At 58.0% G+C, this 17,321-nt stretch carries 14 protein-coding genes; 5 read left to right on the top strand and 9 right to left on the bottom strand.

What is annotated here, in order from left to right; genetic code table 11:
- The first annotated feature begins 43 nt into the window (after positions 1–43).
- A complete protein-coding gene (locus KQI65_16880; GenBank protein MCB2206421.1) occupies positions 44–433 on the top strand; it encodes a DUF302 domain-containing protein in 390 nt (129 codons plus the stop codon).
- Positions 434–661: 228 nt separating this feature from the next.
- Here KQI65_16880 and KQI65_16875 read toward each other — a convergent pair whose 3' ends face one another.
- From KQI65_16875 to KQI65_16855, 5 genes are all read right to left on the bottom strand, one after another.
- On the bottom strand, positions 662–1,978 hold the full coding sequence (locus tag KQI65_16875) for an APC family permease (protein MCB2206420.1): 1,317 nt from the start codon (positions 1,976–1,978) through the stop codon (positions 662–664).
- Between the two features lie 222 nt (positions 1,979–2,200).
- Positions 2,201–2,731, bottom strand: coding sequence for a VOC family protein (locus tag KQI65_16870; GenBank protein MCB2206419.1), 531 nt, complete (start codon positions 2,729–2,731; stop codon positions 2,201–2,203).
- 99 nt (positions 2,732–2,830) lie between these two features.
- The gene (gene dinB, locus KQI65_16865; GenBank protein ID MCB2206418.1) at positions 2,831–4,039 is read right to left on the bottom strand and encodes a DNA polymerase IV; all 1,209 of its coding nucleotides are present in this window, start codon (positions 4,037–4,039) and stop codon (positions 2,831–2,833) included.
- Between the two features lie 227 nt (positions 4,040–4,266).
- Entirely contained in the window at positions 4,267–4,536 is a 270-nt protein-coding gene (locus tag KQI65_16860; GenBank protein ID MCB2206417.1) for a type II toxin-antitoxin system YafQ family toxin, read from the bottom strand.
- Positions 4,536–4,796, bottom strand: coding sequence for a type II toxin-antitoxin system RelB/DinJ family antitoxin (locus tag KQI65_16855; GenBank protein ID MCB2206416.1), 261 nt, complete (start codon positions 4,794–4,796; stop codon positions 4,536–4,538). The genes KQI65_16860 and KQI65_16855 overlap by 1 nt, the downstream gene beginning before the upstream one ends.
- Before the next feature lie 221 nt (positions 4,797–5,017).
- Here KQI65_16855 and KQI65_16850 point away from each other — a divergent pair, with 221 nt between their 5' ends.
- The 4 genes from KQI65_16850 (at position 5,018) to KQI65_16835 (ending at position 13,316) form a co-directional block, all read left to right on the top strand.
- A complete protein-coding gene (locus KQI65_16850) occupies positions 5,018–5,413 on the top strand; it encodes a hypothetical protein (GenBank protein MCB2206415.1) in 396 nt (131 codons plus the stop codon).
- A 192-nt stretch (positions 5,414–5,605) separates the two neighbouring features.
- Complete coding sequence (locus KQI65_16845) at positions 5,606–6,025, top strand: VOC family protein (GenBank protein ID MCB2206414.1); 420 nt, start codon at positions 5,606–5,608, stop codon at positions 6,023–6,025.
- Between the two features lie 222 nt (positions 6,026–6,247).
- A complete protein-coding gene (locus KQI65_16840; protein MCB2206413.1) occupies positions 6,248–8,248 on the top strand; it encodes an OmpA family protein in 2,001 nt (666 codons plus the stop codon).
- Positions 8,249–8,285: 37 nt separating this feature from the next.
- Positions 8,286–13,316 carry a choice-of-anchor D domain-containing protein gene (locus tag KQI65_16835; protein ID MCB2206412.1) on the top strand — a complete coding sequence of 1,677 codons (5,031 nt, stop codon included), beginning with the start codon at positions 8,286–8,288 and terminating at the stop codon, positions 13,314–13,316.
- Between the two features lie 3 nt (positions 13,317–13,319).
- On the opposite strand, the gene KQI65_16830 is transcribed toward KQI65_16835, so the two are convergent.
- From KQI65_16830 to KQI65_16815, 4 genes are all read right to left on the bottom strand, one after another.
- Positions 13,320–14,171: a hypothetical protein gene (locus KQI65_16830; protein MCB2206411.1), complete on the bottom strand. Its 852-nt coding sequence runs from the start codon at positions 14,169–14,171 to the stop codon at positions 13,320–13,322.
- Positions 14,172–14,287: 116 nt separating this feature from the next.
- Complete coding sequence (locus KQI65_16825) at positions 14,288–15,043, bottom strand: hypothetical protein (GenBank protein ID MCB2206410.1); 756 nt, start codon at positions 15,041–15,043, stop codon at positions 14,288–14,290.
- Positions 15,040–15,717 (bottom strand): 16S rRNA (guanine(527)-N(7))-methyltransferase RsmG, encoded by a 678-nt coding sequence (gene rsmG / locus KQI65_16820; protein ID MCB2206409.1) that lies wholly within the window; start codon positions 15,715–15,717, stop codon positions 15,040–15,042. Before rsmG ends, KQI65_16825 begins: the two co-directional genes overlap by 4 nt.
- A gap of 7 nt (positions 15,718–15,724) precedes the next feature.
- Entirely contained in the window at positions 15,725–17,320 is a 1,596-nt protein-coding gene (locus KQI65_16815) for an OmpA family protein (GenBank protein MCB2206408.1), read from the bottom strand.
- Between the last annotated feature and the right edge of the window lies 1 nt (position 17,321).

Genomic DNA, 17,321 nt, shown 5'->3' with positions numbered 1-17,321 from the left:
AAGTAATGTTTTTCATACAGATCACAAGTTCAGAGGAGACAGCATGGCACCCTATTATTTTGCCAAAACCATTGACGGCAGTTTCGACGAAGCTATTGAGAAAGTCACAGAAGCACTGAAGGCGGAAGGCTTCGGTGTGCTCACTGAAATCGATGTCAGGGAAACCCTGAAGAAAAAACTGGATGTCGACTTTCGTCCCTACCGCATTCTCGGCGCCTGCAATCCCCCCTTCGCGCATCAGGCACTGACGGCGGAGGACAAAGTCGGCACCATGCTTCCGTGCAACGTCATCGTGCAGCAGCTTGAAACCGGTATCGAAGTCGCCGCCGTCGATCCCCTCGCCTCCATGATGGGCATCGACAATCCCGACCTCGTCGACATCGCCAATGAAGTCCAATCCCGCCTCAAACGCGTCATCGCCGGGCTCGAATAACAAATTTCAAATTGCAGATTGCAGATCCATCGTCCCCACGCTTCCGCCTTTGCCCCTTCGGGACTACGGCGTGACAGGCTGCGTGGGGACGTTCTGCCATTTGTAATCTGTAATTTGCAATCAGGGATTGCTTCCCCTAATCCGACAGACATCCGGGAATACCTCACGGGAAGCAAACCCTGCTCCTGTCGTAATTGCTATCTGCCATCTGCCATCTGCGCTGTGTGCTCAGAATTCCCGCTCAATCTTGTGAACGATGTGGAGGAGGCGCTTGCGGCCGTAGCGGAAAACGGATTCAACAATGAGCGCACCGGCGAAGACACCGAAGGTGACGAACATCACGGTGCGGCTGCTCTGCCACTGGTAGTATATGAGCAGGCAGAATACGGTTGAGATGATGAGGATATTGATGCCGAGAAGGATGCGGCTGCCGCCGACTTCGGATGCCAGCCGAAAATGGGAGATGAGTACGAAGATATAAATGACAGTGAAGATGGTGCTGTTGAGTGCCGCGATCCCGCCGAGATCCACCAGCACAGCCAGGGCAGCGCTCAGCGCCGCAGTGATATACAGTCCTTCCACCGATCCGAACCACATTTTGCGCTCGAAGAATTCCGGCAGTTCCCCGTCCTTCGCCAGGGCGTAAGACACGTTGGCTCCCCCATACAGCGTCGCGTTGAGCGCCGATGCGATGGAAAACAGTGCCCCGATGGAGATGAGCAGGAATCCCGCTTTCCCGAGAAAGGGTTCCGCTGCAATGGCCAGGGCATTCTCGCTCGCTTTGGTGAGCTGCGCGATAGTCAGATTCCCCACTGCAGTCACGGATACCGCGACGTACACGAAAAGAACAATACCGATGCTGATATAAATCGCACGGGGAACAATGCGTTTCGCATCACGAATATGCTCGGACGCATTCGTGATCAGTCCGAACCCCATGTAGGAAAGGAAAAAAATGACGGACGCATGCAGCAAACCATTCACTTCCGTACTGCTGAACGATGGCTGCAGCAGCTGCTGCTTCACCGTCAACGCGCCAAAGCCGACGAAGACCATCAGGATCCCGACCTTGATGATGACGAAATACAATTCCGCCTTCCCTACCGCCTTCGACCCGAAGAAATTCAGCACCGTGAACAGCATGACTACCGCAATTACGGCGACGGTCATCGCTGCGCCACCTGCGTTGAATCCGATCAGCGGCAGCAGATAGCCCCCGAAGCCCTTCGCGAACAACGCCACCGAGACCACGTAGGTCAGCCACATCAGCACGCTCAGCACACCCGTTGCGAGATTGTCCCCGATCCCCTTGAGAATGAACGCTATCGGACCCGCATTCGACACAATGCGCGGTGCCAGCTTGGCATAGGAATACGCGACAATGATCGCATATCCACCGGACAACAGGAAGGCAAGGGGCAAATCCTCCTTCGCCAGTTCCGCTCCTACCCCGAAGATTGAAAAAATACTCGCCCCGATCATTGTCCCCACCGCCATCGCAACAGCCTGCCATAGACCGATGCTCCCGGATGCATCCTGCTTCATCATCGCTCCCGTATGTTTGCGTATGCTCTCATACTACGATCCCCCCACCCCTGATGCAAGTGGTCAGTATGCCTCATCGTCCCCACGCTCTGCGTGGGGACGATGAGCCATCTGCTATCTGCAATCTGCCATCTGCTATCTGCTATCTGCTATCTGCCATCTGCAATCTGCTATCTGCAATCTGCTATCTGCCATCTGCCATCTGCAATTTGCTATTTGCAATCACCCGAACAGCTGCTCCTGTGAGATGGCGGTGCGGGCGAGCATGGTGGCGACCGTGCCTTCGGGGAGAGAGGTGCGGCGCGAGATGGCGACGAGGTCGTAGCCGCGCTCGGCGAGACGCCGGACGACAAGGTACATCGGTTCGCCGATTTCCACGATCCAGCCATCGGGATCCTTGATGCGGAACACCTGCTGCGCCCAGGGCTGCTCGCGAATTTCATGTACGAAGCGTATGTCTTCCCTGCGCAGCAGCCGCGCCAGGTCTTCAAGTTCCTCGCACTCGAAATACAGCTCCATTCCAGGACACATTCCTCGATGACGAACTTCCGCCCCGGTTCCTTCCTCCAGCAACGCCGCGAAATGCTCGGCGTCATGCAGCGCAAAGCCCGCCCGGTAACTCACATCCTCCCCGAAATCGAATTCCACCTCCTGTCCCAGCAATTCCTCATAAAACCGCCGCGACACCGCCATATCCTTCACCGTGATCAGCACCCCCTGATACCGCACCCCTGCCGTCTTCCTCGTTTCCATATCCATCTCCTTTATTAAGTTCTCCGCGAAAATCCGTACTCATCCGTGAAAATCCGTGTTCGCCTTACCAGCAGCTTACCAAACGCACACAGGTCATCGCTACGCCGCATTCCTCCTCTTCCGCAGTTCCTCCTGTTTCTGCTCCAGCACGCTACCATACGTGATCGCCCCTTTCCCGAAGCGCCGCCGGATATCGTCGAGGCCGGTATACAATCCGTCGAACTTCTCCTCCTCCTCTTCGAAAAGGAAGAGCTGTCCGTAATCCTCGATGAGATCGGACGTGGAGATGCCCAGCAGGCGTACGCGTACGCGGCGGGTGTAGAGGGACTGAAAAATGCGCTCGGCCATGCGGTACAGGGCGTGGTCGGCGTTGGTATAGTCACAGTGCAGGGTTTTGGTGGCGGTGACGAAATCTGCGTAGCGCAGTTTGACGGTGATGCTGCGCGTGAGAAAGCCCTTCTCGCGCAGATCGTGTCCCACCCGCTGGGCGAGCTGTTTGAGCGTGGCCGTCATCGCGCGGGGATCGAGCACATCTTCGAGATAGGTGTGTTCTGCACCGAGGGACTTCTGCCGCCGGTAGGGCAGCACCGGCGTGTAGTCGATGCCGCGTGAATGCTCGTGCAGCGAGCGTCCATGCCTGCCGAACATGTTGGTGAACAGCTGTATGGAAAGACGGGCGATGCTGCCGATGCGCGGCATGCCCATGGCCAGCAGGTCGCGCTCCATCACCTCGCCCACGCCGGGCAGAATGCGCACGCGATGCGGCGCGAGAAACTCCGCCTCGCGTCCATCGTCCACCCGCACATCTCCATGTCCCTTCCCCACATTGGTGGCCACCTTGGCCACAAGCTTGTTGCGCGCAATACCGTAAGTGAGCGGCAGCTGCAGTTCGCCCATGATGCTGTGCTTCAGACGCTGCCCCCATCCCCCTTCCTCGCCCAGCACGCGGCCGCAGCCGCTGATGTCGAGGTAGAATTCGTCGATGGACGCCTTTTCGAGCACGGGAACGGAATCTTCCAGCAGCTCGGCCACGCGGTCCGAATACTCGGCGTAATGCGTGAAATTGGGATGGAGAAAGACCGCCTGGGGACAGCATTCATACGCCTGCCGCAACGGCATGGCGGAATGCACACCGTAGCGCCGCGCCTCCCGCGAACAACCCGCCACAACCCCGCGCTGAAACGGCGTGCCGCCCACGATCACCGGCCTCCCGTTCAGCGACGGATCCATCAGCCGCTCCACGGAAACAAAAAACGTATCCATGTCCAGATGCATGCAGCGCGTCGGTGGCGCTCCCGCTTCACTCATCACCATTTCCTCTGCCGTACGAGTGTTAGATATTTGTCTAACCAATAGTACAAAGTGACCGCGACAATGTCAATGGGAACACGGACAAAACGGACAACACCAATCAATGGGAACACGGATCCGCACGGGTCTTACGGATTTCCACGGAAGTTTTTGCGAGCGCTTTCCCCTGTCTCCGTGGAAATCCGTATAAATCCGTGAAAATCCGCGTTCCCATTGATTGGAGGTTATTTGAAGAGGTCGGTGTGGGTGCCGGTGCGTTCGAAGATGATGCGATCGGCGTCGATCTTGTAGATGAGCAGCCAGTCGTACTCGAGATGACACTCCCTTCGTCCCTTCCAGTTCCCTATCAATGCGTGATCCCTGTGCAGGGGATCGGGTGTGCGTTCCTCCACAAGCGTCCGGATCATGCTTTTGAGTTTCTCCATAGGCTTGCCGCGACGCTTCATGCGCTGCACGTCACGTTCGAACTGCCGTGTATACGACGGAGTACGCATCAAATATCGAGCGCACGGAACATGTCATCAACATCCTTGCATACGATGACATTCTTCCCGGCGTCCGTCTCATCGAAGGTTTTTTGTGTTGTGTTCCTGGGAATTTCAATGTCGAAAGGGAGTCCCCCCCGCAGCACGACCTGTTTGTAAAACAGCGTGATCGCCTGCGTAGCACTGAGGCCGAGCTGACGAAATACCAACTCCGCATCCGTCTTCAAATCCGGTTCTATTCGCGCTCGTACCATGGATGTCTTGTTCATTGCAGTCTCCTTCAATAAGTTGCTCTCAAAATGTAGCACAAATGGGATACAGCATCAAGGCAGAGTTCAATCAATCGATGAGAACACGGATCCGCACGGGTCTTACGGATTTCCACGGAGGTTTTTGCGAGCGCTTTCCCCTGTCTCCGTGGAAATCCGTATAAATCCGTGCGAATCTGTGTTCCCATTGATATCTTTAAGGAGATGACAAGGAGAAAAGGATGAACATCGGAATATTCTTTTACGGGATTGCGGCGTTTATGGCGCTGTTGTTGGTGATTGTTGTGAGCCTCCTGCTGCTGGCGAAAACCAATCCGCGACTGGCACGGCCGTATGCTCGCTTCATACTGCGCCTGTTTCCCGGACAGGAGCCTGTCATCGAAGAACAGGAGGGGAAGCCGCCACGGGTGTCCTTCCCGCGTTCACCACGCCGCGCGAAGTTCGATCGTGTGATGACGTGGACAGGACTCGCCATGTGGTCGATCACCGCATTGGCCGGACTCTTCTACTTCCACGATACCTTCATCACTGTATCGTCTCTCATCCTGCTCACCTTCGCCATCATCGCCCTGCGAATCAATGAAGTCCCATCAACGGGAACACGCCCTCAACGATAACACGCCCTCAACGATAACACGTCTTCAACGGTAACACGGGTTTGCACGGGTCTTACTGATTTCCACGGAGGGTATTGCGAGCGCTTTCCCCTATCTCCGTGGAAATCCGTACAAATCCGTGAAATCCGTGTTCCCATTGATTGGTGTTCTCCGTTTTGTCCGTGTTCCCAACTCAATTCAGGAGCCCTTCACATGCCAGAACCAACACATTCTCGCAGGGAACATGAATTTCCATCTGCGATAGCGCAGCGGGGATGGCGGTATCATCACTGCGGTATCCCGACGGATGAGGTGCGGGCGGGAGAACGCTATCTGCCGCAGTTCGGGATGTATGTCAGCGGTTTCGCGGAAAGTGAATTCGGCGTCGAATGGATGCGCTTCGAGGAAGGGAGTCCCATTGCCGAACTCATCCAACGCGTGCCCCATCTCGCCTTTGTGGTTGATGACCTCGATGCAGCACTCGAGGGACGCGAAGTACTAACCTGGCCCAACGCCCCATCCGACGGCATCCGCGTTGCCATGATCATCGAAAACGGTGCCCCGATCGAACTCATGAGTATCAATGATGACACTTCCTTCAGTGGGAACACGGATTTGCACGGGTCTTACTGATTTCCACGGAGGGTATTGCGAGCGCTTTCCCCTATCTCCGTGGAAATCCGTACAAATCCGTGAAATCCGTGTTCCCATTGATTGGTGTTCTCCGTTTTGTCCGTGTTCCCGAGTTAATCAGTGTTCCCCCCTCTGTTTTATTTAAGTGCATCGTACCGTAACTTCCGGTTGTCTCCTTGACGGACGTCCGCTTCATCCACGCTCACTCAGGACAGGTACTCCGTGTATCCACTATTGAAGGGATTCCTCCCGGTAATTCTGACGCTTTTCATTATTTCACACGGCGTTGCGCAGAAGAAGGACGCTGATGAACCTGTGATGGATCGTCCCGCGATCGGTGTTGTGGGCGGTGTGTCGTATAACGTGCATGATGCGGCGTTCTCGGAGCTGCCCGGTGTGCCGAGCTGCTGTACGGGCTATGACGGTGGGGACGGTATGGGTCCGGCGTTTGGACTCGCCTCACGCTTCGTCATCGACGCGCAGTGGACGCTGCATCTCCTGCTGCGCTACGGCGATCTCTCCGGCATGCTCACGCAGGAAGAGGATATTGGTCCGGTGCTCACGGCGCGGGGACCCGAGATGGCGACGGTCGAACATCAGCTGGATGCAACGGTCGGTATGCTCGACTTTCGTCCCACCATCGGCTACCGCCCGATTCCCGGCAGCGCGTTCACGCTGTTCACGGGCGTGCACCTCGGCTACCTGCTGACCAATGACTATGCACAGACCGAAGATCTCCTGCGTCCAGAAGACGCCACCTTCGACGATCTTCAGCGTGAACGCAACCAGTTCTCCGGTGCGATGCCCGACGGCGCATCAATGTATGCGGCGTTTTCGGCGGGACTCCGTTACGGGATGCCGCTGGGGGGACAGTGGTCCCTCTGGCCTGAGGCCGCGGTGCGGCTTGCTGCAACGTCCCTGACGAGCGGGGTCGACTGGAATGTCCATGGCTTCGAAGGCTCCCTGGCGCTCATGTACCACATCCCGAAAGCGCCTCCTCCCCCGCCACCACCACCGCCTCCTCCCCCACCCTCGCTCAAAACGGGTATCCGTGCACTGGCGCGTGCGGCGGACGGCAGTCTGCGCGACAATGCGCGTGTGGTGGTGGAACGTCTCACACGCAGCGAACTCTTCCCGCTGCTGCCTTACGTGTTCTTCCCGCAAAACAATGCGGATCTCGATTCCACCAGCATGCATATGCTTGCCACCGGCGCGACGACGGGCTTCGATGAAAGCAGTCTCCCGAATAATACACTTTCCATTTATGCGGACCTGCTGAATGTGGTCGGCAGCCGCATGCAGCGTAATCCCTCCTCTACCATCACGCTCACCGGCTGCAACAATGCCACCGGAGCGGAGCGCAACAACCGCCGCCTCTCGCGCAGCCGCGCCGAAGCGGTGCGCGATTATCTGGTGCGCGTCTGGAATATTGACGCAAAACGTATCCGCCTGCGCGACCGCAATCTCCCGGCCGAAGCGCCGAGTACCGAAACGGTGGAGGGACAGCAGGAAGCGCGTCGCGTGGAAATCACTTCCGACACCTACGCCGTGCTCGCACCCGTGCGCTGGCAGTCTGTCGACCAGAGCGTCTCCACTCCCACCATCGCCCTCATTCCTGAAATCATGTCCGATGCGGGACTCCGCCACTGGTCGCTCCGCGTCACCCAGGGCAACGAGTCCTACGCCGAATACAACGGCGATGGCGACGCGCCCGAAAGCGTGGACTGGCGCATCGATACCACGCGTATCCCGGAAGCGGGACGCAATGTGGACATCACACTGCAGGTTGAAGACAGGGCGGGACAGTCGAGTACTGCTCGTACAGCGATTCCATTCGACACGGAAACGCGTACAACCGAAGTGGTCGAACAGCGCGGAAATCGCCGCATCGACCGCTTCAGTCTTATCCTCTTCGACTTCAAATCCTCCGATATCGGTGCGGAGAACAAACGCATTCTCGATCTCGTACGCGATGCCATCACCCCGCGTTCGCGCGTGACCATCTACGGCTACGCCGATCGTACCGGCAGCCAGGAAATCAACCGTGAACTCGCACTCGACCGCTGCACCTCAGTGCGCGATGCGCTCAACAAAGCTCTGCGAGGCGCAGTCGTGCAGCTTGAGGCGGTGGGAAGTGACCGTCTGCTCTTTGACAACGATCTGCCTGAGGGACGCAATTATTGCCGTACCGTGCAGATTGTCGTGGAAACCGGTCTGGACTGATTGTTGTACCCATGCCCTCCGGCGAAGGAGTGAAAAGATGAAACGCATATACATTCCGCTCACCGCATTGCTGCTGCTCGTAACCGCCCTGCCACTGCGGGCACAGCTGCAGTTCGACATTCTTTCGACCGACGGCTCCGCTTACCCGGAGATCGGCGTGGTGTTCGAAGCCAAGGACGGTGCGGGCAAAGCCATCATCAACTATCAGCCCAGTGATTTCACCGTGGTGGAAAACGGCATCGTGCGCCCCGTGAAATCCGTCAGCTGTCCCCCGCCCGTCACGCCGCAGGTGTCCATCACCTTCACCTTCGACGTCAGCTTCAGCATGTCCATCGATAACAGGCTTGCCAACCTGCAGTCCGCTTCGACGCAGTTGGTGTCGGACCTCAGCTATCCTCCGGCGGCAAGCGTGATTACATCGTTCGATGACGACAGCCGCATCCTGACTCCCTACACCAGCAACAAGGCCGACATCCTCAACACCATCAGCGCGCTCACTGCCTCCGGTGGCGGCACTGATTTTGAAGGCGCCTTCCTCGATGCGGGAACCGGTGCGATCGATGTGACGAAGAATCGTCCGGGTGACCGCTATATCGTGTTCATGACCGATGCTTTTCAGGGACTGACCACGGCCATCGAAAACCAGATCATCAATGCCGCCAACGCAGCGAATATCCGCGTATACACAATCACCGTGAGTCCCAACACCGTCAACCTCTCCCTCCGCCGCATCGCCAACCGTACGGGGGGACGCTGGTTCGAGGATGTGCTCACCGCCCAGGAAGCGAAAAACATTTTCGATCAGATCGGAAGTGAGATTTTCATCTATCCTCCCTGCACACTCATCTATGAAACGGACGGCTGCGATACCGAACGCTCGCTGAGCGTGACGCTGCGCAAAATCGGCGACGTTGAAACGCGCACATCCACCGTCAGCATCAATCCGAACGACATCGTCGCACTCAACACCAATGTGCGGCTGCTGGATTTCGGACTGGTGCCGGCGGGACAATCGAGAACGGACAACATCGTACTCCGCGCACAGGGCACGAGCATCCATGTCACTTCCATCACGACAACAGACGCTTCCTTCCGCATTCTTGACTACGGCGGCAGTGCGCCCCCGTTCGACCTCGCGGCCGGATCGAGCCGCACTCTGCGCATTCAATTTCGTCCCGTCGTCACCGACCGCATCACCGCCGAGCTGGAAATTGTCAGCGACGCGCCCTGCGGGGAAGGCAGTTCCCTCGCCGGCGGCAGCTATGATCCCGCTCCCCTGCGGCTGATTCAACCAAATGGCGGGGAAAAACTGTTCTCAGGAACGTTCTTCCGCACGGAGTGGACGGGCATCAGCAGCACGCAGGTCGCCGAACTGGAATACAGTACCGATGCAGGGTCGTCATGGACCAGCATCACCGACAACGTGTACAACTTCGTCTACAACTGGCGCGTACCCGATACGCCCAGCGACGAATGCCTCGGCTTCGTACTCACGCGTGAAGAACGCATCGCATCGATTGACAATGTGTGGGCGGGACTGCAGCCCGATGCCATCAACGAGATCGCTGTGGCTCCTTCGGGTGTCCTCAGTGCGGCCGCGCTGGCGAATGGACAGATCAAACTCTTCTACCCGAAGGATGCGACGTACATCAGTCTCATTGACGCGCATTCGAGTTCGGTGAACACCATCGATTTCTCACCCGATGTAAAGTACCTGGCTTCCGGTGGGTCCGACGGCAACGTCCGCATCTGGGATACGCGTACCGGAAACATGATCAAGGAACTCACGCAGCTGAGCGGCCCGGTACACAGCCTGCGCTTTTCGGCGGACGGGAATTATCTCGTCGGCGCGTCGAGCAATAACATTGTGCTGTGGCAGGTGTGGTCGTGGACCCCTGCATGGACGAACAACAGTGACACCAACGCCGACGGCGCTGTCGCCATCAGTCCCAACCTCGACTTCGTCGCCTCCGCCCGCGGCAACGGCATCGCCATACTCGATTTCAGCGGGGGCGCCCGGCAGCGCACACTCAGCGGACACAGTGGCGCAGTGCGCGCGCTGGATATTTCCAATGACGGACTACTCATCGCTTCCGGCTCCGACGACCGCACGGTGCGCCTGTGGAATACGCTCAAGTGGGAGCAGAGCAAGCGGATGAATGGACACAGCGGCTCGGTGCGCTCAGTGTCCCTGGCCAACGGTGGCACGCGCGTTATCTCCGCGGCTGCTGACAACACCGTCAGGATATGGGATGGACGCGACGGCGCAGCCCTGCATACGTTCAGCGGACATTCTGCAACAGTGCAGAGTGCCGCTTTCGACCGCAAGACCAAACTCGTCCTCTCTGGAGGAAACGACCGCACCATCCGCGCCTGGGGCTACGTGCCTCCGCTCGGCGACAAGAGCGACAGCCTGTTCACCATCATCTCGACGGTGACTGATATCAAGGGCAATCCCCCGCGCTTCGAGGATTTGAAATGTCCCGACACCTGGAGCGATGATGAAGCCGTGATCGTTAACACGGGAAATCAGGATGTGACGGTGAGCGGACTCCGTATCACGGGAACGGACAAGGATGCTTTCTCCGTCATTGGCGGGTTCACGATTCCACCCGATGTACTCATGAAGCCTGAGGACACGCTGCGCATTCCGTTGCGCTTCTTCCCGACACGCGTCGGCGACTTCGATGCCGTTCTGGAACTCGACACTGACGTCCCGGGCTCGCCGCTCGTGACGCTGCCGCTGTCTGGACATAAAGACAGCATCCGCTCCATCGTCTTCCCCGACACCGTCGATGTCGGTGAGCTTTACGCCTGTGCACTGCCGGTGGAATTCGAATTCATTCTCGCGAATGAGGGCGACCTCCCTGTCATCATCGACAGCCTCGACAGCGACCTCGGTACAACGGTTTCATTCACCGGATCGCTTTCGCGTACACTGCTTCCCGGACAACGTGATACATTGCGCGGGTATGTGCATCCATCCGTTCACGGTCCTTTCGAAGGCTATGTCCGTCTCGAAACCACACCCTGCGGCTTCACCGAAGACATCATCATCCGCGGCAACATGGTGCCCACAGCCCTGGTGGCCAATCCGAATCCTGTGATTTTCGATTTCGCGGCAGTCGGCGATACTTCTTTCACACAGGTCGTGCTGCACAATCCGACAATCACCGACATGATACTCGACAGCCTGGCATTCCTGATCAGCACACCGCCGTTTGCGGTGCTCGATTCCATGGCCTGGCTCGACTCCCTCGCCCTGCCCGATACGCTCGCACCGGGTGACAGTATCGTGTTCCGTCTCGCCTTCTTCCCCACGTCCGAGGGCGACGCCAGCGGTGCGATGTTCTTCCATACCACTTTCCCGTGCGACGATTCCCTGCTTGTCCCACTCATCGCATCGAGCTCACGCAAGCCGCAAATCGCACAGACGGCGGAAGAATTTCCTTCCCTCCTCTGTCCTGAAGAGCAGACCTCGCATGCGACAGCGACATTGAGGAATACCGGCGGACTCCCTCTCACCATCTCGGAACTGCGCTTTGAAGGGACGCATCCAGGAGATTTCAGCGTGCTATCCCCATCGACGCCTTTGACCATCGATCCCGGAGGCAGTGAAACCGTCCAGCTGGAATTCAATTACGGCGCAGTGGGCAGCGACAGATCGGCCATCCTCGTCGTACTAAGCAATGCGGAAAACACGCCGCGCTTGGAAATCCCCTTCACCGCGAGGAAGGATTCCGCCAATGTGACGTGGACAGTAACCGATCACGATTTCGGTGAACTGTACGAATGTGAATTCCCCCAGACCGTGGATTATGTGTTCAGCAACACCGGTACTGTGGATGCCACGGTGGACATCGATGTCAGCGGCGTGCCGGAAGGCTTCTCATATGATAATGTGACCGTGCGCACGATTGCACCGGGGGCAACGGAAACATTCACCGTTACCCTGCTCCCCACCGCCTACGGTAACTACGCTGCCGATCTGGCCTACACCGCGCAGCCCTGCGATCAGTCCGGCCAGATGACGTCAATCACGTACAGCTACGCGCCGCATGCGCCCGAGGTCTTGCCTCTCATGGTGGACTTTGGAACACTGGGCATAGGTGCCAACGCGACTGATGTGGTTACCATCCGCAATCCCCAGCAGCGTCCCATGCGCGTGCAGTGGAATGCGCTGTCCGACCCGAACCTTTCCATCCTGTCCCCCATCACGCGGGACACCACGCTCGCCGGCGGCGAATCGGTCACGATCACGCTGCGCATGGATGCGCTGACGGACGGCGACATCACTGACCTGCTGCGCATCTTCACCACGCAGGCATGTGACGACTCTGCCACGGTGAGTATTGCGGGACGCGTGGACGCCGCCACATCCGCCATCTCTGTTCCTTCGCTGGAAGGAGAAATTGGCACGTACGTCACCATCCCGATGCGTCTCGATAACGCCGTGAACCTGGCGCTGACGGGCACACGGTCATTCACGGCCGACCTCGTCTTCAACCGGTCAATGCTGTGGCCGGAGGATATCAGCAGCAACACCGGCACGGCGAACTTCACCGCCACCGCTGAAGGAAATGACCTGCGCGTGAGCATCACCGTTGATCAGCCTTCCTCACCTTCGACTGGAGTGCTGGTTGAATTGCGCTGTCTCGTCCTCCTCGGCAATGCAGACAACACGCCACTGCTGCTCGAGAATTTTGCATGGACGGAAGGCATCGCCTCATCAACCACAACGGATGGCAGCTTCATGGCCACCGGAATCTGCGATGCGGGTGGACAGCGTCTGATTGCACTGCCCTCGACCGTTTCCCTGTTCCAGAACACACCCAATCCCTTCAATCCCACGACGGAAATCGCCTTCTTCCTCCCGGAAGAGGCGGCGGTGAATCTGCGTGTGTATGACATGCTGGGACGGGAAATCGATGTACTCGCAGAAGGCCTGCATTCTGCCGGTGTGCATCGGGTGCAGTTCGACGGTGCGGGACTCGAGTCAGGAAGTTACTTCGCGGTGCTTCGCAGCGGCGACGAGGTTCGCGTGAAGAGAATGATATTGATGAAATAACGGCTAGCGGAATACGCAGTCGAACTGCCAGGTCAGGCGCTCTGCCCCAAGCCTGACACGCGTGTTCAGGAACTCCACCGGATGCGCGACGAATTCATAATTCCGGTCTCCGTACGTTGTTGCGGGGACCGGAAGTTTTATCTCCGTCGCAATCATCGACGGCAGGCAGACCGGGTCGATGATGTCTGTCACCTGCAGCGGAATCTCCTCCGTCCATGGTATCTCCCACCCCAGCAACGACACATGCAGAGTCGCAAGCAGCTGCACCAGCTTTCTCCGCGGTTCGAGAAGCAGCTGTCCGTCTTTTGCCGTCCGTACACGAAAGGCCACGGTGTCACGCAATGAAAGTTCGATGCGCGGGGACGAAGACGCACTGATGCCGGTGTATGTCCCTGATACCGCGATCCTGCCACTGCCCTCCATATCCAGGAGTACGCGCAGTTCATCACCCCGCACCGCCAGCAGCCGCGCTTCTTTGAGATTCACCGCCACGCGTCCACTGTCGATATCCAGCCTGTTGGTGTACCGAATGCCAAGAATCGATTTTTTCTCCTGCAGCAACGGCCGCGTGGGAGGAAAGCCGACGACCACATCATCACTCCGTGCCGATGCAAGCGCGCCGAACAACCTGTTCAGAACGTCACTGCGCAGAGAAACCGATCCATCCGTCTGCTGCCCGTAGCGCTTTGCGTACAGATCCAGCGTTGCATCGCCCGAAGCAATGCGTTCCCTCAGATCACCGATACGCCGTTCCGACTGTTCCACTGTTGGCAAATCGATCGAGGAACAGGCCGCCACAAGTATGCTCAAGGTCAGAACTGCCAGGCCGCGGACGGCTTTATGCAGTTTGTGCATATTCCAGCATCCCTCTTTATGCACTTTCTGCATATTCCTGCGGCCAGAATTATGCACTTTCTGCATATTTTCGGGCGCAAAGGACCGCGCAGGCCACAGCTGTGCACGCCCAGTCATCATCGCACCCTCAGGGTTGTGAGGTTTGCGGAGACGAGCACAAAGTCATCGAAGATGAGAACATCGCGCAGCTGCATGTTGTAGTCGAGCAGTCTGCGCGGAGTATTGATAACAAGGCGGGGCGTTCCCTCATACGGCGTACTGCCGCCACTGATGGTAAGCTGCTGATCAATTCCGAGCGGCAGGCGCAGCGGCGGAAACTGCTCACGCAGCGTTCCCAGCTTCACCCGGATCACATCGGCAATGATATCCTCCGCGGCGGAGAGCACTCCACCGGCCTGCACATCGGGCGCAACATGATAGGGCTCGAACTCCACGCGCAGCGCATCGCCGTCAGGTACAAGTGCGAGCTGCGTGTCCATCAACAACCGCACATCAACCCCGTATCCCTCATTGCGCACGTTGAGATGCAGCGTCACGAGAGCCGAGCCGTTGTACAGGTCGCCGTCCACCGAATCGATGACATACGCGGTCTCCGCGTCGATCCATCCCTTTCTGCCGCGCAACTGTGCGAGCATGCGGAGGATGAAATCCTCACGAAGCTGCAGCACCAGGTCGGCATCGGATGGATCCGGCTTGCGCAAAAGGCGATCCGACAGCTGCAGCACGCCCTGATGGCGTACTTCCAGCGCGGCGGCTTCACGCGCCAGCGCATAGCGTTCGCGATCCACGTTTCCCCCTGCGGCACTGCGCAGAAGACTGCAGCCCGTCAGCAGGGGAAGCAGCAAAAGCAGCATGGAAATGCGGGCGTTCATCGATAGCGTATGTTGAGCAGTTTCTTTTCTTCGGTACGGAAATACTCCTCCCCGGGAATATCCATACTGATTTCCTCTATACCCCCGAGTACGGGATTGCGCCGCGCCTCGGTGATCTCCTCCGTCAGATCTCCGCCTTTCCAGACCACAAGGCGACGCGGACCATCGGTGCGCAAGAGGGGACGCGCCCAGCGCAGCAGGGCTTCGAGACGCGTGACGGCACGCGCCGTGACAATATCCGCCTTACCCGCGTAGTCGCCGAGCACGACATCATCCTCCACGCGTCCATGCACGGTGCGCACGTTCGGCAGTTCAAGCGCTGAGGCCATTTCCTGTACGGTGCGGATTTTCTTTCCCACGGAATCGACAAGGAGGAACTGCACGCCGGGCAGCAGGATTGCGAGGGGTATGCCGGGGAGTCCCCCTCCACTGCCGATATCGGTGATCCATCCTTCGCGTGGCATGGGGAGCTGGGCAAGAACGATAAGCGAATGGAGCATATGATTGCGCCAGACCTGCTCCTGGTCTTTGCGCGAAATCAGATTGATGCGGGAATTCCAATCGAGCAGAAGGTCCACATAGCGCTGCAGCAGTTCCTGCTGCTGCGCTTCCACCTGCACGCCGGCCTGCTGCAGGAGGATGACGACGCTTTCCAGATTATGCACGTTCTGCATAATGATGTCAGCGATTTCGTACGATGGCAATTTCCACGCGCCGGTTACGCTGCCTTCCCTCGTCCGTTCGATTCGGCGCGACGGGTTCGGACTCTCCGTAGGTGCGGATTTCCGCTTCGTTGAGCAGCTTCACACCATGCGTACGCAGCCAGTCGAGCACATATTTGCTCACTTGCTTCGCCCGTCGGTACCCGAGCTTGACGTTGTACGAAACGGTGCCGACGGAATCGGTGTGACCGGAAATGACAACGGTGGATTGCGGGAACTGCTCGAGAAGGATGGCGGCGCTGTCGAGCTTGCGCTCTTCTTCGGGACGAATGTTGGAAAGGTTGAAATCGAACTCCACGGTGAATGCATAAATCTTGCGCTCATCTTCCGCGATGGGCAGCATGATCACAGAGTGTTCGAGAACCAGCTTGTCCCCTTCCGGCTTCGCGCGTCCTTTGATATACGTCTCTCCGTTGGATTGGTACTCCTCAACGGCATTCTGGAAACCGGCTTTCGTGGCGGAAATATTATAGAGCTTGTTGAAGCGCAGCGGGACTTCCACCACACCGTAGCCTTCGCCGATTTCCGTTTCATTGTCACCGGAGGCGACGTTGATGACGGCATCGATCGGCTCCATCGTATATGCGTTCACGGCGCGGAGGCGCAGTACGATCTGCTTCTCCTTCTTCACGGGCGGTGGTGGCGGAGGCGGTGTGACGATGCGCATACGCGCGGCACGATAAATGTCGAAGCCGCCCTTCCCTCCCTCACGGTTGGATGCGAAGTACAGCGTATCGCCATCGGCGGGACCGTGAAAAAACACTTCATCACTTTCCGTATTCACGGGCGCGCCCAGCGCTTCGGGTTCACTCCACTTCGAAGTCGTGCCCTTTCCGCTGCGCCGGCTGCGGTAGATATCGAACCCACCACGACCGGGCAATGCATCAGACGCAAAGTACAGTTCATCTCCTGCGGGTGTAATCCACGGCGTAATCTCGTTGCCGGAGGAATTGAGTGTGGACCCGAGATTCACCGGCGCACTCCAGCCTTTTTCCGTGCGCAGGCTCATCCACAGGTCGCTGCCACCATTGCCGCCGTAGCGCTCGGAGGCAAAGATCAGCATGGAACCCGGACCGCCGTCACCGCTCATCGTCGGATGATGATCCCATTCGACGTTGTTCACTTCTTTGACGAGATGCACATCCATGACTTCCGTGCCGGCGCCGCTGAGGCGTCCTTCAACGATATCGCAATCTCCGACGGCATCGTCCCTGTAGCACTCGGTGAACATCACCTCGCCGCCGCTGCCGGGAAGCAGCAGCAAGGCTCCGTTCTTGATTTCTCCCGACGTGGTGCGCAGAAGCAGCGGAGCGGTTTCCCCTTTGGGAAGCAGAAACATGCGGTCGAGTTCTTCGTCGCCAACTGCACGGTTTGAAGTAAAATACAGTCCCTTCGCCGAAGGCAGCGGAGCAAGGTCGTCCGCGTCGCTGTTTGCGTGCGTCACCGGAGCGACCGCCCACTTCCCGTCGAGGTCAGTCCCCGCCTCGTAAATGCTCGTGCAGGAGGCGAGGAAAAGCGCCCCAAGCACGATACCTATTGCATAGTGTCGTGACATG

This window comes from bacterium (assembly GCA_020444325.1).
Taxonomy (GTDB): domain Bacteria; phylum Bacteroidota; class Ignavibacteria; order SZUA-365; family SZUA-365; genus BM516.
Note: the sequence above shows the minus strand (reverse complement) of the source record. Positions and strands in the feature narration are given on the sequence as shown.

Excerpts from the sequence above, each read along its gene's own strand:
- KQI65_16880 (MCB2206421.1), top strand. The coding sequence starts at position 44 with ATGGCACCCTATTATTTTGCCAAAACCATTGACGGCAGTTTCGACGAA.
- KQI65_16875 (MCB2206420.1), bottom strand. The coding sequence starts at position 1,978 with ATGAAGCAGGATGCATCCGGGAGCATCGGTCTATGGCAGGCTGTTGCG.
- KQI65_16870 (MCB2206419.1), bottom strand. The coding sequence starts at position 2,731 with ATGGAAACGAGGAAGACGGCAGGGGTGCGGTATCAGGGGGTGCTGATC.
- dinB (MCB2206418.1), bottom strand. The coding sequence starts at position 4,039 with ATGAGTGAAGCGGGAGCGCCACCGACGCGCTGCATGCATCTGGACATG.
- KQI65_16860 (MCB2206417.1), bottom strand. The coding sequence starts at position 4,536 with ATGCGTACTCCGTCGTATACACGGCAGTTCGAACGTGACGTGCAGCGC.
- KQI65_16855 (MCB2206416.1), bottom strand. The coding sequence starts at position 4,796 with ATGAACAAGACATCCATGGTACGAGCGCGAATAGAACCGGATTTGAAG.
- KQI65_16850 (MCB2206415.1), top strand. The coding sequence starts at position 5,018 with ATGAACATCGGAATATTCTTTTACGGGATTGCGGCGTTTATGGCGCTG.
- KQI65_16845 (MCB2206414.1), top strand. The coding sequence starts at position 5,606 with ATGCCAGAACCAACACATTCTCGCAGGGAACATGAATTTCCATCTGCG.
- KQI65_16835 (MCB2206412.1), top strand. The coding sequence starts at position 8,286 with ATGAAACGCATATACATTCCGCTCACCGCATTGCTGCTGCTCGTAACC.
- KQI65_16830 (MCB2206411.1), bottom strand. The coding sequence starts at position 14,171 with ATGCACAAACTGCATAAAGCCGTCCGCGGCCTGGCAGTTCTGACCTTG.
- KQI65_16825 (MCB2206410.1), bottom strand. The coding sequence starts at position 15,043 with ATGAACGCCCGCATTTCCATGCTGCTTTTGCTGCTTCCCCTGCTGACG.
- rsmG (MCB2206409.1), bottom strand. The coding sequence starts at position 15,717 with ATGCAGAACGTGCATAATCTGGAAAGCGTCGTCATCCTCCTGCAGCAG.
- KQI65_16815 (MCB2206408.1), bottom strand. The coding sequence starts at position 17,320 with ATGTCACGACACTATGCAATAGGTATCGTGCTTGGGGCGCTTTTCCTC.